The sequence below is a fragment of the Actinoalloteichus sp. AHMU CJ021 genome, from assembly GCF_002895405.1.
GTDB classification, from domain to species: Bacteria; Actinomycetota; Actinomycetes; order Mycobacteriales; family Pseudonocardiaceae; genus Actinoalloteichus_B; species Actinoalloteichus_B caeruleus.
This window is the reverse complement of record NZ_CP025990.1, coordinates 3,592,222-3,608,277: the sequence shown is the minus strand read 5'-3', so window position 1 is coordinate 3,608,277 and position 16,056 is coordinate 3,592,222. Positions and strand designations below refer to the sequence as shown.

The 16,056-nt window shown below is 70.6% G+C and carries 14 protein-coding genes and 1 pseudogene; 6 read left to right on the top strand and 9 right to left on the bottom strand.

Features of this window, described 5'->3' with window-relative positions:
- Window positions 1-8: 8 nt before the first annotated feature.
- Entirely contained in the window at window positions 9-1,241 is a 1,233-nt protein-coding gene (locus C1701_RS15600; protein ID WP_103056103.1) for an MAB_1171c family putative transporter, read from the top strand.
- A 153-nt stretch (window positions 1,242-1,394) separates the two neighbouring features.
- Here the strand turns inward: C1701_RS15600 and C1701_RS15595 are convergent, their stop codons facing one another.
- From C1701_RS15595 to C1701_RS27485, 6 genes are all read right to left on the bottom strand, one after another.
- Entirely contained in the window at window positions 1,395-2,006 is a 612-nt protein-coding gene (locus C1701_RS15595) for a GNAT family N-acetyltransferase (protein WP_103057063.1), read from the bottom strand.
- A 51-nt stretch (window positions 2,007-2,057) separates the two neighbouring features.
- Complete coding sequence (locus C1701_RS15590) at window positions 2,058-2,906, bottom strand: hypothetical protein (protein ID WP_103056102.1); 849 nt, start codon at window positions 2,904-2,906, stop codon at window positions 2,058-2,060.
- 1,466 nt (window positions 2,907-4,372) lie between these two features.
- Complete coding sequence (locus C1701_RS15585) at window positions 4,373-4,693, bottom strand: helix-turn-helix domain-containing protein (protein WP_103056101.1); 321 nt, start codon at window positions 4,691-4,693, stop codon at window positions 4,373-4,375.
- 13 nt (window positions 4,694-4,706) lie between these two features.
- The gene (locus tag C1701_RS15580; protein ID WP_337661717.1) at window positions 4,707-5,495 is read right to left on the bottom strand and encodes a tyrosine-type recombinase/integrase; all 789 of its coding nucleotides are present in this window, start codon (window positions 5,493-5,495) and stop codon (window positions 4,707-4,709) included.
- Complete coding sequence (locus C1701_RS15575; protein WP_337661716.1) at window positions 5,492-5,806, bottom strand: HD domain-containing protein; 315 nt, start codon at window positions 5,804-5,806, stop codon at window positions 5,492-5,494. The genes C1701_RS15580 and C1701_RS15575 overlap by 4 nt, the downstream gene beginning before the upstream one ends.
- Window positions 5,807-6,164: 358 nt before the next feature.
- Window positions 6,165-6,818 (bottom strand): hypothetical protein, encoded by a 654-nt coding sequence (locus C1701_RS27485; RefSeq protein ID WP_337661715.1) that lies wholly within the window; start codon window positions 6,816-6,818, stop codon window positions 6,165-6,167.
- A 475-nt stretch (window positions 6,819-7,293) separates the two neighbouring features.
- On the opposite strand from C1701_RS27485, the pseudogene C1701_RS15565 reads away from it, so the two are divergent.
- Both C1701_RS15565 and C1701_RS15560 read left to right on the top strand, forming a co-directional pair.
- Window positions 7,294-7,650, top strand: a pseudogene (locus tag C1701_RS15565) (hypothetical protein); the annotation flags it as partial.
- A gap of 29 nt (window positions 7,651-7,679) precedes the next feature.
- The gene (locus C1701_RS15560) at window positions 7,680-8,183 is read left to right on the top strand and encodes a FadR/GntR family transcriptional regulator (RefSeq protein WP_337661714.1); all 504 of its coding nucleotides are present in this window, start codon (window positions 7,680-7,682) and stop codon (window positions 8,181-8,183) included.
- Between the two features lie 382 nt (window positions 8,184-8,565).
- Here C1701_RS15560 and C1701_RS15555 read toward each other — a convergent pair whose 3' ends face one another.
- From C1701_RS15555 to C1701_RS15545, 3 genes are all read right to left on the bottom strand, one after another.
- Complete coding sequence (locus C1701_RS15555) at window positions 8,566-9,381, bottom strand: alpha/beta fold hydrolase (RefSeq protein ID WP_103056100.1); 816 nt, start codon at window positions 9,379-9,381, stop codon at window positions 8,566-8,568.
- Window positions 9,382-9,472: 91 nt separating this feature from the next.
- Window positions 9,473-10,810: an aspartate aminotransferase family protein gene (locus C1701_RS15550; RefSeq protein ID WP_026420324.1), complete on the bottom strand. Its 1,338-nt coding sequence runs from the start codon at window positions 10,808-10,810 to the stop codon at window positions 9,473-9,475.
- A 259-nt stretch (window positions 10,811-11,069) separates the two neighbouring features.
- Entirely contained in the window at window positions 11,070-11,297 is a 228-nt protein-coding gene (locus C1701_RS15545; RefSeq protein ID WP_026420323.1) for an MbtH family protein, read from the bottom strand.
- 797 nt (window positions 11,298-12,094) lie between these two features.
- On the opposite strand from C1701_RS15545, the gene C1701_RS27480 reads away from it, so the two are divergent.
- The 3 genes from C1701_RS27480 (at window position 12,095) to C1701_RS15535 (ending at window position 14,806) form a co-directional block, all read left to right on the top strand.
- Window positions 12,095-12,244, top strand: a complete 150-nt coding sequence (locus tag C1701_RS27480) for a hypothetical protein (protein WP_155886255.1) — start codon at window positions 12,095-12,097, stop codon at window positions 12,242-12,244.
- 296 nt (window positions 12,245-12,540) lie between these two features.
- A complete protein-coding gene (locus C1701_RS15540) occupies window positions 12,541-13,668 on the top strand; it encodes a branched-chain amino acid aminotransferase (protein WP_103056099.1) in 1,128 nt (375 codons plus the stop codon).
- Between the two features lie 115 nt (window positions 13,669-13,783).
- Window positions 13,784-14,806: a class I SAM-dependent methyltransferase gene (locus C1701_RS15535; RefSeq protein WP_035292908.1), complete on the top strand. Its 1,023-nt coding sequence runs from the start codon at window positions 13,784-13,786 to the stop codon at window positions 14,804-14,806.
- Window positions 14,807-16,056 lie beyond the last annotated feature (1,250 nt).

The following is a 16,056-nucleotide window of genomic DNA, read 5'->3' as shown; positions in this document are numbered from 1 at the left end:
AGACGCTGGTGTTGAACCGGGACCTTGTCCAGTCGATCGTGCTCGGCCTCATCGTGGCCGGCTGCGTGATCAAGTTGTTCCATCTCCGGAGAAGCGGGGAGAACCGGCCCGCGATCGTAGGGATGTGCCTCGGCCTGATGGGGTTGGCGGTCGGGCTGCTGCTACTGGACGAGGCGGCAGGAGTCATCGGCTCCGCAGAGCTGGATGAGGCGGTGGGACCGGGTGTGGCCTACGCGCTGCGCCAGATTCCGATCATGATCGCTGCCTACGGCTTCCGGCTGTTCCTGATCGCCTGGGTGTGGGAACCGGGACGGCAGCGGACGTTGCGGATGTGGCTGCAGACCGCGATCGCCGGCACTGTCATCCTGGCTCGCCTCCTGATCGGTGTGGTCACTCCGTCCGGAGAGATCCCAGCGGTATGGCGGTCCGACTGGGGTCAGGTTCCCTGGTCCGCTGCCGGCATGCTGCTCTACGCCGCGTACATGGGAAGTACCGCGATCGCCGTGACCCGGTTGACCTGGCTGTGGGCGCGCGACGCTCAGACGAGGCGGACCACGAAGATCGGACTGTGGCTGATCTGCGCGATGGCGATCTGCGGTGGTATCGAGGCATTGCACAAGATCGGTTACTTCACGGCGGTAGCCGTCGTGGGCCACAAGCCTCCCTACGACCAGTACGCCGCCGAGTTCGTTCCGATCGCGCTTGGAACCGCGTGTGGGGCGATCGGGCTGGCGCTGCCACTGATCGCCAACGGAGTACCCGCCGCGATCCGTACCTACCGCCATCGGGCCGCCCGCCGGGGGTTGTGGCCCTTGTGGTCCGCCTTGACGGCGCTGCGTCCTGGGGTGGTCATCCCGCAGCATCCGCGTTGGCTTCCAACTTCGTGGACCCGGGCGTGGGAGTCGGTTGACCTCCGGAAGCTCGACGTGAAGCTGTACCACAGGGTCATCGAGTGTTGGGACGTCCTGGTCTACCTGCACGGGCACCTCTCGTCAGAGGTTCGTGAACGAGAGATCCAGCGTGCGGTGGCGGAGGGGCACGGGCCGGAACGAGCGCGGTCGTTGGGGGAGGCGGAGATGATCCGCCAGGCTGTCGATCGGGCGCGAGAACGTCGTCCGTTCCTCGCGGAATCAGAGCGGGCTCGTCCGCTGGCCGCACACCGAACCTTGGCCGAGAACGTTCGGTGGCTGCGACAGGTCGCCGCTGCGTGGCGACGGGGGGCCACCGGCAGAACGAGGTGAGCCGAAGCGGCCCGGAGAGACCTGGGGCGGGTGCTCTCCGGGCCGCGTGTCGTGGATTCGGCTCGTTTCCCGTGAGTTCGCGAATTCTGAAGTGGACGGTGGCGTGAACTCAGGTGGGGGTTGGGTGAGATGAGGCTAACTGAGTGCTTGGGTTCAGGAACTGGTGGGTTCGTCTGGATGTGTGGTCGGCTGCGTGTGCTGGTGGGGTTCGGCAAGGGGATGTCGTGCGGCGAACTCGTCGATGGTCAGTCCCATGACTACCAGGTCGTGATGGCGCCCTGCGAAGTATTCGTGGTCGCGCAGCCGTCCCTCGGTTTGGAAGCCGATCTTTCGGTGCAGTGCGATGGATGCTTCGTTGAAGGCGTAGATGTCGACCTCGCACTTGTGGAAGCGGCGTTCACCGAACATGTAGGTCAGCAGCAGGGGGATGGCGTCGGTGGCGTAGCCGTGTCGTTGGTGGTCGTGGCCGATGCTGATCCCGTAGCTGAAGCGTCCCGCACGTTGATCGACGTTGTTTGTGGACAGCGAGCCGACCAGGGTTTGATCGGCGCGTGCTTCGATGGCGAGCAGGAACTCGTCGCCGGCGGTCTGTTGGGTGGCCTGGATTGCTGCCCATTCTCGGTAGCCAGCAGCCGAGCGGGGTGGCTGGATCATGTCCGCGTTGCGCATGGCCGCCGAGTGCTCGTCGAAGTGCTGGAAGGCTTGCCAGTCTTCGGGTTCGATGCCGCGCACGCGGACCTTGTGCCCGGTCCAGATCGAGGTCATGATCGCGATCAAAGCAGTGAGGTCGGGATGTGGCGAACGACTTTCTGCTGTTCAGGCTGTTCCTTTGGGGCGGATGTGGCTCTCTGGGAGGCCATTGGCGCGGTTGATGTTGGGGTGGTCAAGCACAGCGGTGTAGCGTTCGGCGCCGCTGACGGACAGGCCGAACAGGTCGCAGAGTCGGCGGATGTCGCCGCCGGTGGCGTGGACCTCGTGCAGGATGCGGTCTTCTCGCAGGGCTTGGGCGGACAGGCCGAGTCGGTGCGTGAGCCACTCGATCTGGACGGGGCCGAGGTGGTTGGCGCTGCGGTAGTGGATGAACAGGTGCGTGTTGGCGGTGGACGGCCAGCGGGCGGTGCGGTAGTCGAGGTAGGCGCGCAGCCGCTCGCGGACTGGTTGGGCAAGCGGGATGGTGCGGTCGCTCAGGTGCAGGCGGCCGGCGTGGATGTCGATGAGTTGCAGGTCGCGCAGCTGGCCGGGGGACAGGGCGTGGAAGGCCACCAGTGCCGCGATCGAGGCGCTGGCGGGGTCGTCGCTGGCCAGTGCCTCGCGGATGCGGTCGACTGGGGTGGGCAGCGGGAGGTTGCCGGAGGGTCGGCCGACGGGGATGCGGGCGGTCGGGTTGACGAAGACGCGTTTGTGGGCTTTGAGCAGCCGGAAGATCGACCGCAGGCCGGAGAGCATGGTGTGCCGGGGTGTGCCCGAGCCGGGCAGGATCGCGAGCACGTCGTCGCGGGTGATTTCTCGCAGGTGTTGGTGTCCGGCCGTAGCCCAGGTGTGCAGGGCGGGCATTGCCCGGCGCAGTGCGGCCTGGATGTTCTTGGGCGTCCGGGGTCTGCTGCGGGGTGGGCTGGTGTGGCCGTGGCGCATCACCTCGAACCACAACCTCAAGTCGGCCGTCATCGCGGTGGGCAGGTCGGCGGTCTTGGCTTCGAACCAGCGGTCGATGGTAGGGACGCGGTCGTCGTGGAGGAACTCGACGGCGGCCAGGACATCCAGGATCGGGCGTACCGGAAGTCCACAACGGACAGTGTGGTGACGTCGGTGGCGTTGATGGCCGCGCCGGGGTGTCCTGCAAGCCGAGCAGGATGTGCAGTCCCTGCCGGGCGCGAGTGGCGACCCTGGTGTCCCAGCCGTGCCGGGTGGCGTGCTCGGAGACACAGGCGTCCAGGTAGGCCACCAAGCCTGGATCGGCGGACGAGGGGAAACCGTGCTCGCGGCCGGCGGGCAGGTCGCGGGGCAGAGTGAAGGCGACCAGTTGCTGGTGGCGGACCGGCCGCCGAGCTGGGATCCGTCGTGCGGCCAGCATGCGGCGCCGCTCGGCTGCTTCGGCGCGGGCGGTGCGCGCTCCGAAGCCGGTGAACATGTCCGCCAGGAACAGTTGGTGTCCCCAGCGGCGGATGTGCTCGCCGAGTTCGTCGCCGGACCCGGTGGGCAGCCAGAGCGCCTGTTTGCGACACAGCCGGCACACGCCGATGTCGTCGACGTGCCGTTGTCGTTGGCAGATCGTGCAGGGGGCGGGGTCGGGGTGGTTGCGGCGCCAGGCGCGGCAGCCCTCACACAGCCAGTTGTTGCCGCGTCGGGTGCCCCGGGCGTGGCAGTCCGGGCAGGAGTCGGTCGTCAGCGGCGAGAACCGGTGGCAGCGCACGCATACGCCGGCGGTGTAGTAGTCGGTGGTCGAGCCGCACTTGCGGCAGGGTGGCGGCGTTATCGGCCCGCCGGGCTGGCTGGGGTAGCAGTAGTCGGACTGGACGGACTTGACCGGCCGCTGCCCGCACCGAGTGCACGGCCGCGGGGTCGTGGTGGTGTTCGGGCGCAGTGTGTCGTAGATGGTCCACTGCAGCACTTTCCGCTGCGGGGCGCCGGTGGCGGCGAACCGCGCGGTCGGTCCCGGACGCACGCCCGGCGGCCGCGAGCGAGTCGCCTTACCGGTGCGGCTGCGGAACAGCTCGGCGAAGAACAGCTGATGCCCGTGGCGGACGGCGGCGGCGATGTCGTCGGTACCGACCAGTTCGGCCTGCCGCCAACACAACCGACATGCGTGCAGCGCTGGGTCGACGGCCACCCGCCGGCCGCATGCGGGGCATCGGCGACCGGGCGGCGGCGGCGCCAGCCTTGGCAGAGCCACTTGTTGGTGCGGGTCGCGCCCCAGGCGTAGCAGTCCTCGCACGAGTCGATCGTCACCGGGGAGAACCGGTGACAGCGGGCGCACAACCCGGCGGTGTAGTAGTTCTCAGTGGAGCCGCAGCGCTGGTATGGCGGCGGGGTCACCGGGCCGCCGGGCTGGCATGTGTAGCAGTAGTCGGATTGCCGATGTTTGACCGGCCGCCGGCCACACACACGGCAGAACCGTGGCCACGGCCGTCCGCTCACGCTGGCGGCAGCGACCGGTGCCGCCCAAACTGCGGGGCCACCACCGTACTCGTGCCGCCGGTGGCCTCCGCCGTCTTCCGCGGCTTGCGCTCGGCGACTTTCTCCGGCTCGCGGATCAGCAGGTCGGTGGGCTCACACTCCAGCACCGCGCAGATCACATCCAGGTCATCCAGCCGGATCGTGGTCGGCGTGCCGGTCCACAACGCCGACATCTTCCCAGCGCTGATCTCCAGGCCGGCGTCAGCCAGCCGGCGGCGCAGCTCGGTGGACTTCCAGATCCCCGCCTCGGCCGCCTTCATCCGCAGATTCCATCTCATCAGTCCACCTCCGCTATTCTCCGAACCGGGAAGCCACCCGCTGGTTGGCCGCCTCCCAAGCCTGGTCGACGTGGTTGGCGTGGACGTGGATGTACCGCGTCGTTGTCGAGAGCCACTCGTGGCCCAAAATCTCTTGTATAGCTTTGAGATCCATGCCGCGCGCATAGAGCGACGAGGCGCAGAAGTGCCGCAACCCGTGCGGTGTCAACCGGCTCACCCAGGCCGGCAGCCACTGGCCCACCGCTCCGGCCAGTCCAGAGCGCAGCGCGTCATCACCCACTCGCGTACACAGTCCGGTGTCCCGGTCGCGCCGCTCGCTCGGCAGCAACGGGGCATCCGGGTCGGACCAGTCCGGGCCGAACTGGTGGCGCACGTCGGTCAGCCACCACTCCAGCGACGCGTCCACATCGTTGATCGCCGACACCAGACGTGGCTTATAGCCACGCCCTCGACTGCCCTTGCCGAACCGGATATGCAGTTTGCCGTGCTCGCCCAGATCGGGTCGCCAGTCGCGGATGTCCAGCATCACCGACTCGCTGATCCGCAAACCCGCGCGGCGCCACAACGAGGCAGCCATGTAGTCCCGTGCCGCCGGCAGGAACTTCCGGGCATGCGGCAACGCGTCACGCCACGTGGTGAACAAGGTCTCGACCTCGTTCTGCGACGGCGGTACCCGCGCGTCAACATAGCCCGGCTTGGACGGACGGTTGAACTCATCCACCGGCTGTTCCAGCACGTGCCCGGTCAGGGCGTGGATGTCGCCCTGGTGCCGCACCACGAGAAAGTCGAAGAACGTCGTCAACGTGCCCGCCTTGTTATACACAGTGGACGGTCCTGAGATCGATCAACGAACTCGCGGCAGTTCATGCACAACTGCCGTCGAATCCGACGGCGGTCCCAGCCGAGGCCCGCATCCCGCACCAGCCGTGCGCACTCCTCGTCCAAGGACTGGAAGGCGGGCACCGCCTTCCCCGCGTCGTGAACGCCGCACAACCAGGCGAAGAACCGCCGTCCCTTGCCGGCACCGCCCGCGATCTCGTCGAGATTGTGACGTGTCACGGGAGCGAGGAAATGGTCCCATAGACACCCGGCCACGGCAGCGGTATCCAGCATGTGGTGCCAGCAGCAGGTTCCGGCGCCCACCGTTCCTGGCCGCGGATTTGGCCCACAATGCTTCCAGCCAGCGCTGTTCCAGGCGGTCCTCCAGCACCACGTATCCAACCCCTCACTCTCCGCGTGGGACGATCACGCACGGACCATAGGACCGGACACCGACAAGCGATGTACGCGTCTTCGGAGCACCGCATGATCCGCTACCCCGCACCCCGTGTCGGACTGAATGAAAATGGCCTCATCCCGTGTGGAGTCGCAGGTCAACAAGTATCGGCCCCGCGTACGCGGGGATACTCCGAACCCATCTCACGTAGGAGAGGAATGGTGCCCATCGGCCCCGCGTACGCGGGGATGCTCCCTACGACGAGTACGCGCTGTTCCTGAAGCGAGATGGGGGGCACCCTCGCTCGTCACGGTCGATCACGAGGGCGGCGGCCCGCAGCAACAGGTGTTCCCCGTACACGCGCCGCGAGCCCGGGTGTGCCCGTGCTGGCTCGGCCGCCCAGTCCTCCACTCCCACGATGGCACAACGGGGGCTGCTGACCGCCGTCGGGCGGGACCGGGTGTGGCGGTGAAGGCGTCCCATCCGCTGGAGCAGCAGGTCCACTGGCGCCAGGTCGGTGACCATCAGGTCGAAGTCGACGTCCAGCGACTGCTCGACGACCTGGGAGGCGACCACGATGTGCAGCGGTGGGCGGTCGGGGGCGGACTCTGGTGGTCCGAAGCGCCGCAGGAGCCCCCGGTCGATCTCCGCCCGGTCGCAGGCCAGGAACCGGGAGTGCGCGATGGTCACCCCTTCGGCCCGGAACCGCGCCACCGCGCCCGAGACCTGGCTCTGGAGGAACCCGGTGCGCTCGGTGATGTCACCGATGGAGCTGCCCGGGTGCTCGATTACGTCGAACAGGATGGCGCGGGCACTTGCCGGCAGCCCGTGGAAGCCGCCCTCGGGAATGGCGTCCTCACCCAGCTTCATCAGCCTGCGCCCGAGCAGGTAGAGCACGAACCCGTCCACGCGCTCACGCTACAACAGCCAACACTTATCACCGATGATGCATCACATGTGATGTAATCTGGGCTGGCCTCCCGCCCGCCACCCACCACGCGCGACCCGTCGCGCCCGACACGTGGAGACCGCGTGCTCATCGCGCTGCTCAGAGTCCACTTACGGCCCTACACCGGCAACGTTCGAGGGCTGCCCGCCCGAGTTCGCGGGTAGGCCGCTGGAGCCTGTCGGTGACGGCAGGTCTAGATGGATGGCCGCCGGCCGTCGGACCGAGAGGTCCGGTGGTCACAGAATCCGGCTTACAGGTCGACTCGTCCCCCTTCTCGGTCCGTGCGCCCGCGAGCGGCGGGCGATCGCCCGCCGTCGTCCGTCGCCGGGTGGCGGCCGGCCTGGTGCCGAGGGGAGTGTTCCCCGGCCCCGCCGTGAGCCGAGTGCCCGTCGACCCCCCGTGCTCCCCCCGTCGTCCTCCCGTGCCGTGCGGGAGCTGGCGGCGCGGCCCCTCGGGCGGTGCGGAGCGGGCGAGTTGAACTACGTCAGCGACGTCGACGTCGTCTTCGTCGCGGAACCGCGCCCCCCGGCGGAGGAGGTGGACGCCGGGAGTGCGGGGGACGAGGGGGACGGAGCGCCGCACCGGGCGCTCGCCACCGCCACCAGGGTCGCCGCCGAGGCGATGCGGATCGCCGGTGAGGCATGCTTCCAGGTCGACGCCGCACTGCGCCCGGAAGGGAAGGCCGGTGCCCTGGTGCGGACCCTGGAAGGGCACCTCAGCTACTACCGGAGGTGGGCGCGCACCTGGGAGTTCCAGGCGTTGCTCAAGGCTCGGCCGGTGGCCGGTGACGCCTGGTCGCGCGCCGGCCCGGTTCCGGCACCGTGGTCCTCGACCCGACGGCGAGCCGCTTCGGGGAGCTGCTGGCCTCCGGGCTTGACGCCGAGCGGATCGAACTGCTCCAGGTCATGGAGGTGCGGGCGTGCGTGGAGCCGCCGGTGGCGGCGCGGGCGGCGCTGCGGGCCACTCCGGCGAACGTGGCCCAGCTCGCGGGGCTGGTGGACGAGATGACGCGGGACCCCACGCCGACCGGGTTCGCCGATCTCGACCGCACCTTCCACCGGGCGATCGCCCAGTACACACACAACCCGCTGCTGGTGCGGCTGCTGGACCGCGTGCACGAGATCACCGAGGCCAGCAGGGACGAGGCCCTCGTGTCGGCGGCGCGGCGCCGGTCCTCCATCGAGGAGCACCGGGAGATCCTGCGGGCGATCGAACGGCACGACCCGGAGGGGGCGAGTGCCGCCACCGCCGCCCACATCGACTCGGTGCTGCGGCGGATCACCGCCACCTCGGAGGACGCGGGCCCGGTTCCGTCCGGGTCCTGACCCGACCGGGGAGGTCGCGTCGGGGTGCCCGTTGGGCCGCTCGCCGACCCGGCCCACGAGCCGGGGAGGCATCCCCACTCGCCCCGGGCTGGTCCGGCCCGGGGAACGGGTGCGCTGGCGGTCGACCCCCCGCCGGGAGACGAGGGCCGGGTTCGGGCAGTGGTCGCTTCTCCGTGATCCTGGTGGGGCGTGGTGCGCGAGCACACACGGGGGTTGATTTCACTAGACACTGAAGAGACAGGGATTATCGACCATTCGGGGGCGCGGTCGCCATTCGAGGTCACGCGCGGGACGTCCGGCCACCCGGTGGAACGCCGGATGCGGGCCGGGTACCCGCTCCCGGCGGTGTCCCCCGACTGGCGGCCCCGGCCCCCGGATCCGGTCAGCGCACGCGGCGCTCGGCGAAGAACGAGACCAACTCGGCGTTGACCGCCTCCGGTCGCTCGAGGTACCCGTAGTGGCCGGAGTCGGCCAACTCGACGTACCGGGCGGCCGGAATGGCGTCGGCGACCTCCCGGCACAGGTGCGGCGGGAGGACGAGGTCGTCGGCGAAACCGATCACCAGCGTGGGCGTGGTGATCGACCGGTAGGCGGCCAGCCGGTCCGGGATGATGTCGAGGTCCAACTGCGCCCGGTAGCCCTTGGAGTGTTCGGCGGGCACCATCTCGAAGATGTCCAGCCAGTCCTGGCACTTCCGGTCGTCGTTCAGGGTTGCCGGTGAGAGCACCTGCATGGCGCGGATCGAGGCCGCGTAGCGGGCCGGCAGCTCGACTCCGCTGTCCACCTGCTCCCGTTCCGCCAGGGCCGCGAACCGCCGCATGACGTCGGTCCGGCCCCGGGTGGCCATCAGCACCGCCTGGCTGACCAGGTCCGCCCTGGTCACCAGGAGTTCCTGGACGACGTGGGCTCCCATCGAGGTGCCCACCAGCCGACAGGGCCCGAGCCCGAGGTGCTCGATGAGCCTGACCGTGTCGGCGACCAGGTCCTCGACGGTGAACCCGACCAGGTCGCGGGTGCTGGCCGAACTACCCCGGTTGTCGAAGGTGATGACCCGGTACCCCGCCGACACCAGGGCGGGCACCTGGTGCAGGTGCCAGGCCCGCCCGGTCGAACCGGACCCCATGACGAGCACGACGGGCTCGCCGTCTCCGACATCCTCGTACTGGACGCGGATGCCGTTGATGTCCGCGGTCGACATGCCCTACCCCTGTCTGTCGTGATCTGGTCGGCCGCCGCCTCCGGTGGCGGCGGCGACGGCGGCCCCGTCGGCCCGCCCGGTCCGGGCGTTGTCAGCCCACCAGGGCGTCGGTGACCGCGAGGGCCTCGTCGAGGGCCTTGAGCCCCAGCGCCAGCTCCTCCTCGCTGATCACCAGCGGAGGGGCGAGGTGCAGCCTGTTCATGTTCACGAAGGGCCAGACCCCGTTCGCCCGCATGGCCGCGGCCAGCTGGTTCATCGGGGCCGCGTCGGCGCCGCTGGCGTTGAACGGCACCAGGGGTTCCCGGGTGTCCCTGTCCCGCACCAGCTCCACCGCCCAGAACAGGCCCCGCCCACGCACGTGCCCGACGGAGGGGTGGCGCTCGGCGAGCTCCCGCAGCGCCGGTTCCACGACCTCCGAACCCAGGCGCCGCACCCGGCGCAGCAGGTCGGTCTCCTCGAACACCTGGATGGAGGCGACCCCGGCGGCGCAGGCGAGTGGATGGCCCGAGTAGGTCAGTCCGCCCGGGTAGGCCCGGTCGGTGAACGTGTCCGCGATCCGCCGTGAGATGACCACGCCACCCAGTGGGACGTAACCGGAATTGACCCCCTTGGCGAAGGTGATCAGGTCCGGGGTGACGTCCCAGGCGTCCACCGCGAACCACTCCCCGACCCGGCCGAACCCGACCATCACCTCGTCGGAGATGAGCAGGATGCCGTGCCGGTCGCAGAGTTCCCGCACTCCTGCCAGGTACCCCGGCGGGGGGACGAGCACGCCGTTGGTGCCCACGACCGGTTCGAGCAGGACGGCGGCCACCGTGTCCGGTCCCTCGAACTGGATGACCTCGGCGAGGTGGCGCAGCGCGCGGTCGCTCTCCTCCTCCTCGGTGGTGGCGTGGAACGCGGACCGGTAGAGGTGCGGGCCGAAGAAGCGCGCGACGCCGGGCACACCGGGCTCGTTCGCCCACCGCCTCGGGTCCCCGGTCAACGTGATGGAGCCGGCGGTCGCCCCGTGGTAGGAGCGGTAGGCCGAGAGGACCTTGTGGCGCCCGGTGTGCAGCCTGGCCATCCGCACCGCGTGCTCGACGGCCTCCGTGCCACCGTTGGTGAAGAACACCGCGTCGAGGTCCCCCGGCGCGCGTTCGACGATGAGTCGGGCCAGGGTGGACCGCGTCTCGTTGCCGAACTGCGGCGCGACGGTGCAGAGCCGCTCGGCCTGGTCGCGGATGGCGGCCACGACCCTGGGATGTTGGTGGCCGAGGTTCACGTTGACCAGTTGGGAGGCGAGGTCCAGGTACCGGTTCCCGTCGTGGTCCCAGAACCAGCACCCCTCGCCGCCGGCGATGGGCAACGGGTTCACCGACCCCTGCGCCGACCAGGAGTGGAAGACGTGGTCGCGCTCGGCGGCGGAGATCTCGGCGGCGTCGCTCATGCCCTTGCGGCCCCTTCTCGCGGTGTCCGTGGAGGTCGGTCCCGAGGTGACCGACGGGTCACCCCGGGACCGACTCCCAGTGTGCCCCGGAGCCCGGTCGTCCCGTTCGGGAGGCCGAGGGCGGACCCGGAGGCCCCGCGCCCGGGAGGGCGCGGGCGTACGCCGAGCCGGGGTGGATGGTGCCGTCCCGGCACTGGCCCGGTCCGGGACCGCCGGGGCGGACCCGGCCGTCCCCCGGTGAACCCCCGTCCGGACCTCGTCAGTCGCCGGAGCTCCCGGCCCCCTCCATCTCACGGACGAGGCTCCTGGGGCGCATGTCAGTCCAGTTCTCCTCGATGTAGTCGAGGCAGGACTGCCGGTCGGTCTCGGTCACCACGACGGTCCAGCCACCCGGCACCTCCGCGAACGACGGCCAGAGGGAGTACTGGCCCTCGTCGTTGATGAGCACCAGGTAGGTCGCGTCCGGATCTTCGAACGGATTGGTCATCAGCGTTCCTCCGTCGTCCGTGCCGAGCAGTGCGATCACCCACCGGCCATCGGCTCGCGGGCCGGCCGGGAGGTCGTGTTCGGCGTCCTGTTCGTCCTCTCGAACTGCCAGCCGCGAAACGGCGGTCTCCCGGAACAACGGGTCGTCCGGTGTCGAACACGCCGATTCGCCCTGTCCCCCGTTCCGCGTGCCATTCAATTCGAGGACGATGTGGAGCGTCAAGGACTTTCGCCTCATGTTGGGAACGCTGGTCACGGCGCGAGTCCGCCGGCGAGTCGTCGGCACGGTGGAGCTCCTGACGCCCTTGGTCGGCTGGCCTGCGGGCCCGTCCGCGTGCTCCCCGGGAGAGGTCCGCCGCTCCCTCCGTTGTCCCCGGGCTCAGGGCTGGTGGCTTCGCCCGGCCGCAGGACGTCACGGTCGACCGGGATGCCGGAGGTCGACTGGGACGTCGGGATCGGCAGCCCTGGTGGGCCTGGCGGGGAAGCGGCCCGCCGGGAACGGCGCCCTCGTGCTCGAACGGACCGGGGGTGCCTGCCTGGGGCGTTGGATCCGGAGCACCCGGCTGGGAGGGCACGATCTCGGGCCGGCACCGACACGGCGCCGGCCAGGAGGTGCGGTCGTGTCACCGGCAACGGCCCACCAGAGGGGCGGGCGCCGGCGGGCCGCTGCCCCATCGCACCCGCAAGGGGGACCGGGCCCTCCGAGAAGGAGGTTTCACGGACACCTGAAGGTCCTCGTCCGGCCCGGACTGCGTTGTTAGCGTCCTTCGCAGTTTCGCCAGCCGAGGGCGATCAGGAGTGGACGAGGACGACGATGGACGGTTATCCGCGATCGAGAACACGTCGAACGAGCAGGTCGGCTCCCGCCAGCGCGCCGAGGGGAACAATGACTGGTGGATCGTTTCCCGTGGTCTGGGAAAGCTCCTGAACGAGATCCGCTCGCGGTGAGAAGGATCGTTTCCCTGGGCCGTTCGGACCGGTCACGGATTCCGGGTCGCGGCGTGGGGAGCCCGTGCCGCGTGGTCGATCCGCCGGCCAGACGCTGGTGACACCCAGGGGCTGCCCGCCGCCCGCCGCCCGCCGCCCGCCAGACGAGCTGATCGGACCTGGTGTCCCGGACTCCCGCGCCCACCGAGAGCTCGCGGGCCGGGACGCCGCCCCACGCGCCTTCCCGCGTCCGGCCGTGCCGTCCGGAACCGCCCGCGCGCCGCCACCCGTCGCGGCGCCTCCGTGCTGGGAGACCGATGAACCACCGAACGACGACTCCGGCCGCCGCGGCGCCGTTCGACGTCGCCCACGTGCCTCCGGCCGACCGGCTCACCACGGCCGTCCGGACCGACCGCATGCGCCACCCGGGGTTCGGCCGGGTCCTCACCGAGCACATGGTGACGATCCGGTGGACCGAGGATGCCGGCTGGCACGAGGCGCGCCTGCGCCCGTACCAAGCCCTGGAGTTCGACCCGGCGACCGTCGGCATCCACTACGGCCAGATCGTGTTCGAAGGACTGAAGGCGTACTCCCTCGCGGACGGCCGGGTCGGGATCTTCCGTCCCGACGCGGCGGCCAGGCGTCTCCAGCGGTCGGCGACTCGGCTCGCGATGCCCGAGATGCCGACGGCGCTGTTCACCTCCGCCCTGACCGAGCTCGTTCGGGCCGACCGGGCCTGGGTGCCGGCAGAGGTCGGCAAAAGCCTCTACCTGCGCCCCGTCCTGATGGCCACCGAGGCCGACCTGGACCTGCGTCCGGCCCGCGAGTACCTGTTCCTGCTGATCGCCTTCGTCACCGACAACTTCTTCCCGGGTGAACTCCGCCCGAGGACCGTCTGGGTCTGCGAGGACCACGTCCGGGCGGCGCCGGGTGGCACCGGTGAGGCCAAGACCCCCGGGAACTACGCGGCGAGTCTGCTCGCCCAGGAGCAGGCGAGGGAGCGGGGCTGTGACCAGGTCGTGTGGCTGGACGCGGTCGAGCGCCGCTGGGTCGAGGAGATGGGTGGGATGAACCTGTTCTTCGCCGTGGGCCCCGAGGAGGCGCCGCGTCTGCTGACCCCACCGCTGCGCGGCACGATCCTGCCGGGAGTGACCCGCGACTCCCTGATCACGATCGCCTCGGATCTCGGGTGGTCGACATCCGAGGAACCGATCAGCGTGGAGCAGTGGCGGAGGTGGGCGGATGGTGGCTCGCTGCGGGAGGTGTTCGCCTGCGGAACGGCGGCGGTGGTGACTCCCGTCGGGACGGTCCGGTCGGCGGCCGGCGACTGGACCGTGAACGGGGGTCGGGCGGGGCCGCTCGCCGCCCGCCTGCGGACCGCGCTGCTCGACGTCCAACACGGGCTGGTCCCCGACCGGCATGGCTGGATGGTCCCGGTCGGTTGACCGCCGCCTCCCGCGCTCCCGCCGGCATCCACTGCCGGCCCGACCCGATCGTTCCCACGACGGCCTGGGAGTTCCCCGGCCATGCCCCGGTTCAGCCTGTGAGAGGACACGAGAGATGACCGTCACTGACGAGGTACCGACCACCGTCGCGGTGGGCCCCCGGGAGGCGGCGGCCGACGCGGCGGGCGCCGCCGCGCTGCTGGAGATCGGGGACCGCCTCGGTCTGCTCCCCCACATCGACCAGGGGCAGAGCGTGACCGCCGCGAGGCTGGCGGCCGAGGCGGACCTCCCCGAGGAGGGCGTCGCCAACTACCTGGAGGCGATGTCCTCGGCCGGCATCATGGTCGACTCCCCCGATGGGGAGGGGGGCCTGCGGGTGGCCGATGACTTCGACCAGATCCAGTACGAGTCGGGCTACCTGTCGTGGGCGATGAACGCGAACCGCCCGTTCGTGAACAACGCCGTGGAGTTCCTGCGCGCTCCCCTGGACTCGAGGGCGAAGTACCCCAGGGACGGCCGCCAGGTGGCGGTGTCCTCGGAGTGGATGGGTTCGAAGGGGTTCTACCCGGTCGCCCTCCAGACGATCCTCGACGCCCGTCCCTCCCGGGTGGTCGACCTGGGCGCCGGCACCGCCCGACTGCTGATCGAGGTCATGCTCCAGCTCCCGGAGACCACGGCGGTGGCCCTGGACCTGGACGGCCCGTCCTGCGAGGAGGCGGTCCTGGCGGCCGAGCGCGCTGGTGTGGCCGACCGGCTCACCGTCATCGAGGCACCGATCCAGTCGGTCGCCGAGGACCCCACGCCGGTGCTGGGGGCTGACGTGGTGCACGCGGGCTTCGTCTTCCACGACATGATGCCCGACGAGGAGCATGTCGCCGACGCCGTGCTCGCCAACTGCCGGGAGGGCCTGCGGCCTGGCGGCATGATGGCGATCACCGACGCGGTGCCGTACGTGAAGAACATCCGGGAACGGCGGTTCAGCGCGATCGTGAGCTACTACCACAAGCAGTTCATGCGCCGCCGTCTCCTCAGCGAGGAGGAGTGGACCGCCAAGTTGTCCGGTGCCGGCTTCTCGTCGGTGGAGTGCGTGCCACACCGCTTCCCGACCGGCCGGCTGTTCCGGGCCACCAAGGCCTAGGCCCGGTGCCCCCGTCGCGGCGGGGCGGCGCACCGGCCGTCGTCGGGGCACCGCCCCGCTCGGCGTCGTCGACGTCCCCGCTGTCGACCGGCGCGGCCGGAGCGGCGGACCCGAGGGTCCACGTGGGATTGGACGCTCCCCGTTCATCAACGCTTCCCGACGTCCTGGCGGCATTCCCCGGTTGACGTCGCGTCGATCCAGCGATTGCCGGCCGGCCCCGGTCGTCGCTCGTGGGGCGGCCGCCCGCGAGCGGGTCGTCCCGTCGGGTTCACGACGGCCTGGCCCACCCCGTTTCCACCCACCGTTGGTCCATGATGGCGCGTCCCTGACGTCCAGCGCGTCGACAGCGCTCACCCACCTGCGGGTACATGCTCGCGTCACCGCGATTTCAACCTCGGTCCAGATCACCGCGGGTACGTTGCGTCGGCGGCCCACGCCCGGGTTCGCACACGCCTCGCAGGAAGCGCTGTTGGCCGATGCGCAGACCATTCGACAACGACGACACGTTCGCCCTCTCCCCCGTCGACGACCGGGATCGGCACCGCCCGTGGGCACGGCTCGGCGGGGTGCGTGTCAGGAGGCGCTGGTACCGCACCGAGGGTTCTCGGCTCGTCGTGACCGAGTGGTCGCGCACACGGACGGCGGGAGGGCTGGTGCCACTGGGCGAGGGCGCGCGACGCGATGTCGGCCAGGGCGGTGGGGGGCGTGGCCGCGCGCGCCACCACCACGGGTGGGTCGAGGGCGCGCCGCCGACCGTGCGCCGGTCCTCCGCACCGCCACCACGGTCGTCCCGTCGGCGCCGGGAGCGCGGGACACCGTGGTGGGAGCACACGGCGTCGGACGGGGTCGGTCCCGTCCTCCCACTGTCGGAAGAGGACGTGCGGAGCTCCCGGCCGGCCCTGTCCGTTGCTCCGCTCCGGTGTCCTCGACGGATGGGACGGCCCGGGGGCAGCCCGCCGTCCCCCGCATCTCGCGCGTCGAGGACCGATCGGGGCACCACCGGATCGACCGCGCACTCGGTCCTGGCTCGACCACCTCGCGCCCGGATCCGCGACGCGCCGCACCCGCGTGAGCGGACCCGCCGGTCGCTGACGAACGCCTGACGCGCGATCCACGTCCCGTGGCCGTCCTGTTCCGCGACGGCGTGTCGTCCGCGCCTCCCAGCCAGCCCAGCCGGTGCCGACGCACGTCGGGGGTCGGCGGCTCCCGCTGGCCCGAACGCGAGGGCGCGGGCGCCATGGACCCGCCGC

Bases quoted from the DNA above. Each gene is read 5' to 3' on its own strand.
- C1701_RS15595 (WP_103057063.1), bottom strand. From the start codon at position 2,006: ATGACCTCGATCTGGACCGGGCACAAGGTCCGCGTGCGCGGCATCGAA.
- C1701_RS15590 (WP_103056102.1), bottom strand. From the start codon at position 2,906: ATGACGGCCGACTTGAGGTTGTGGTTCGAGGTGATGCGCCACGGCCAC.
- C1701_RS15585 (WP_103056101.1), bottom strand. From the start codon at position 4,693: ATGAGATGGAATCTGCGGATGAAGGCGGCCGAGGCGGGGATCTGGAAG.
- C1701_RS15575 (WP_337661716.1), bottom strand. From the start codon at position 5,806: ATGCTGGATACCGCTGCCGTGGCCGGGTGTCTATGGGACCATTTCCTC.
- C1701_RS15555 (WP_103056100.1), bottom strand. From the start codon at position 9,381: ATGTCGACCGCGGACATCAACGGCATCCGCGTCCAGTACGAGGATGTC.
- C1701_RS15550 (WP_026420324.1), bottom strand. From the start codon at position 10,810: ATGAGCGACGCCGCCGAGATCTCCGCCGCCGAGCGCGACCACGTCTTC.
- C1701_RS15545 (WP_026420323.1), bottom strand. From the start codon at position 11,297: ATGACCAATCCGTTCGAAGATCCGGACGCGACCTACCTGGTGCTCATC.
- C1701_RS15540 (WP_103056099.1), top strand. From the start codon at position 12,541: ATGAACCACCGAACGACGACTCCGGCCGCCGCGGCGCCGTTCGACGTC.
- C1701_RS15535 (WP_035292908.1), top strand. From the start codon at position 13,784: ATGACCGTCACTGACGAGGTACCGACCACCGTCGCGGTGGGCCCCCGG.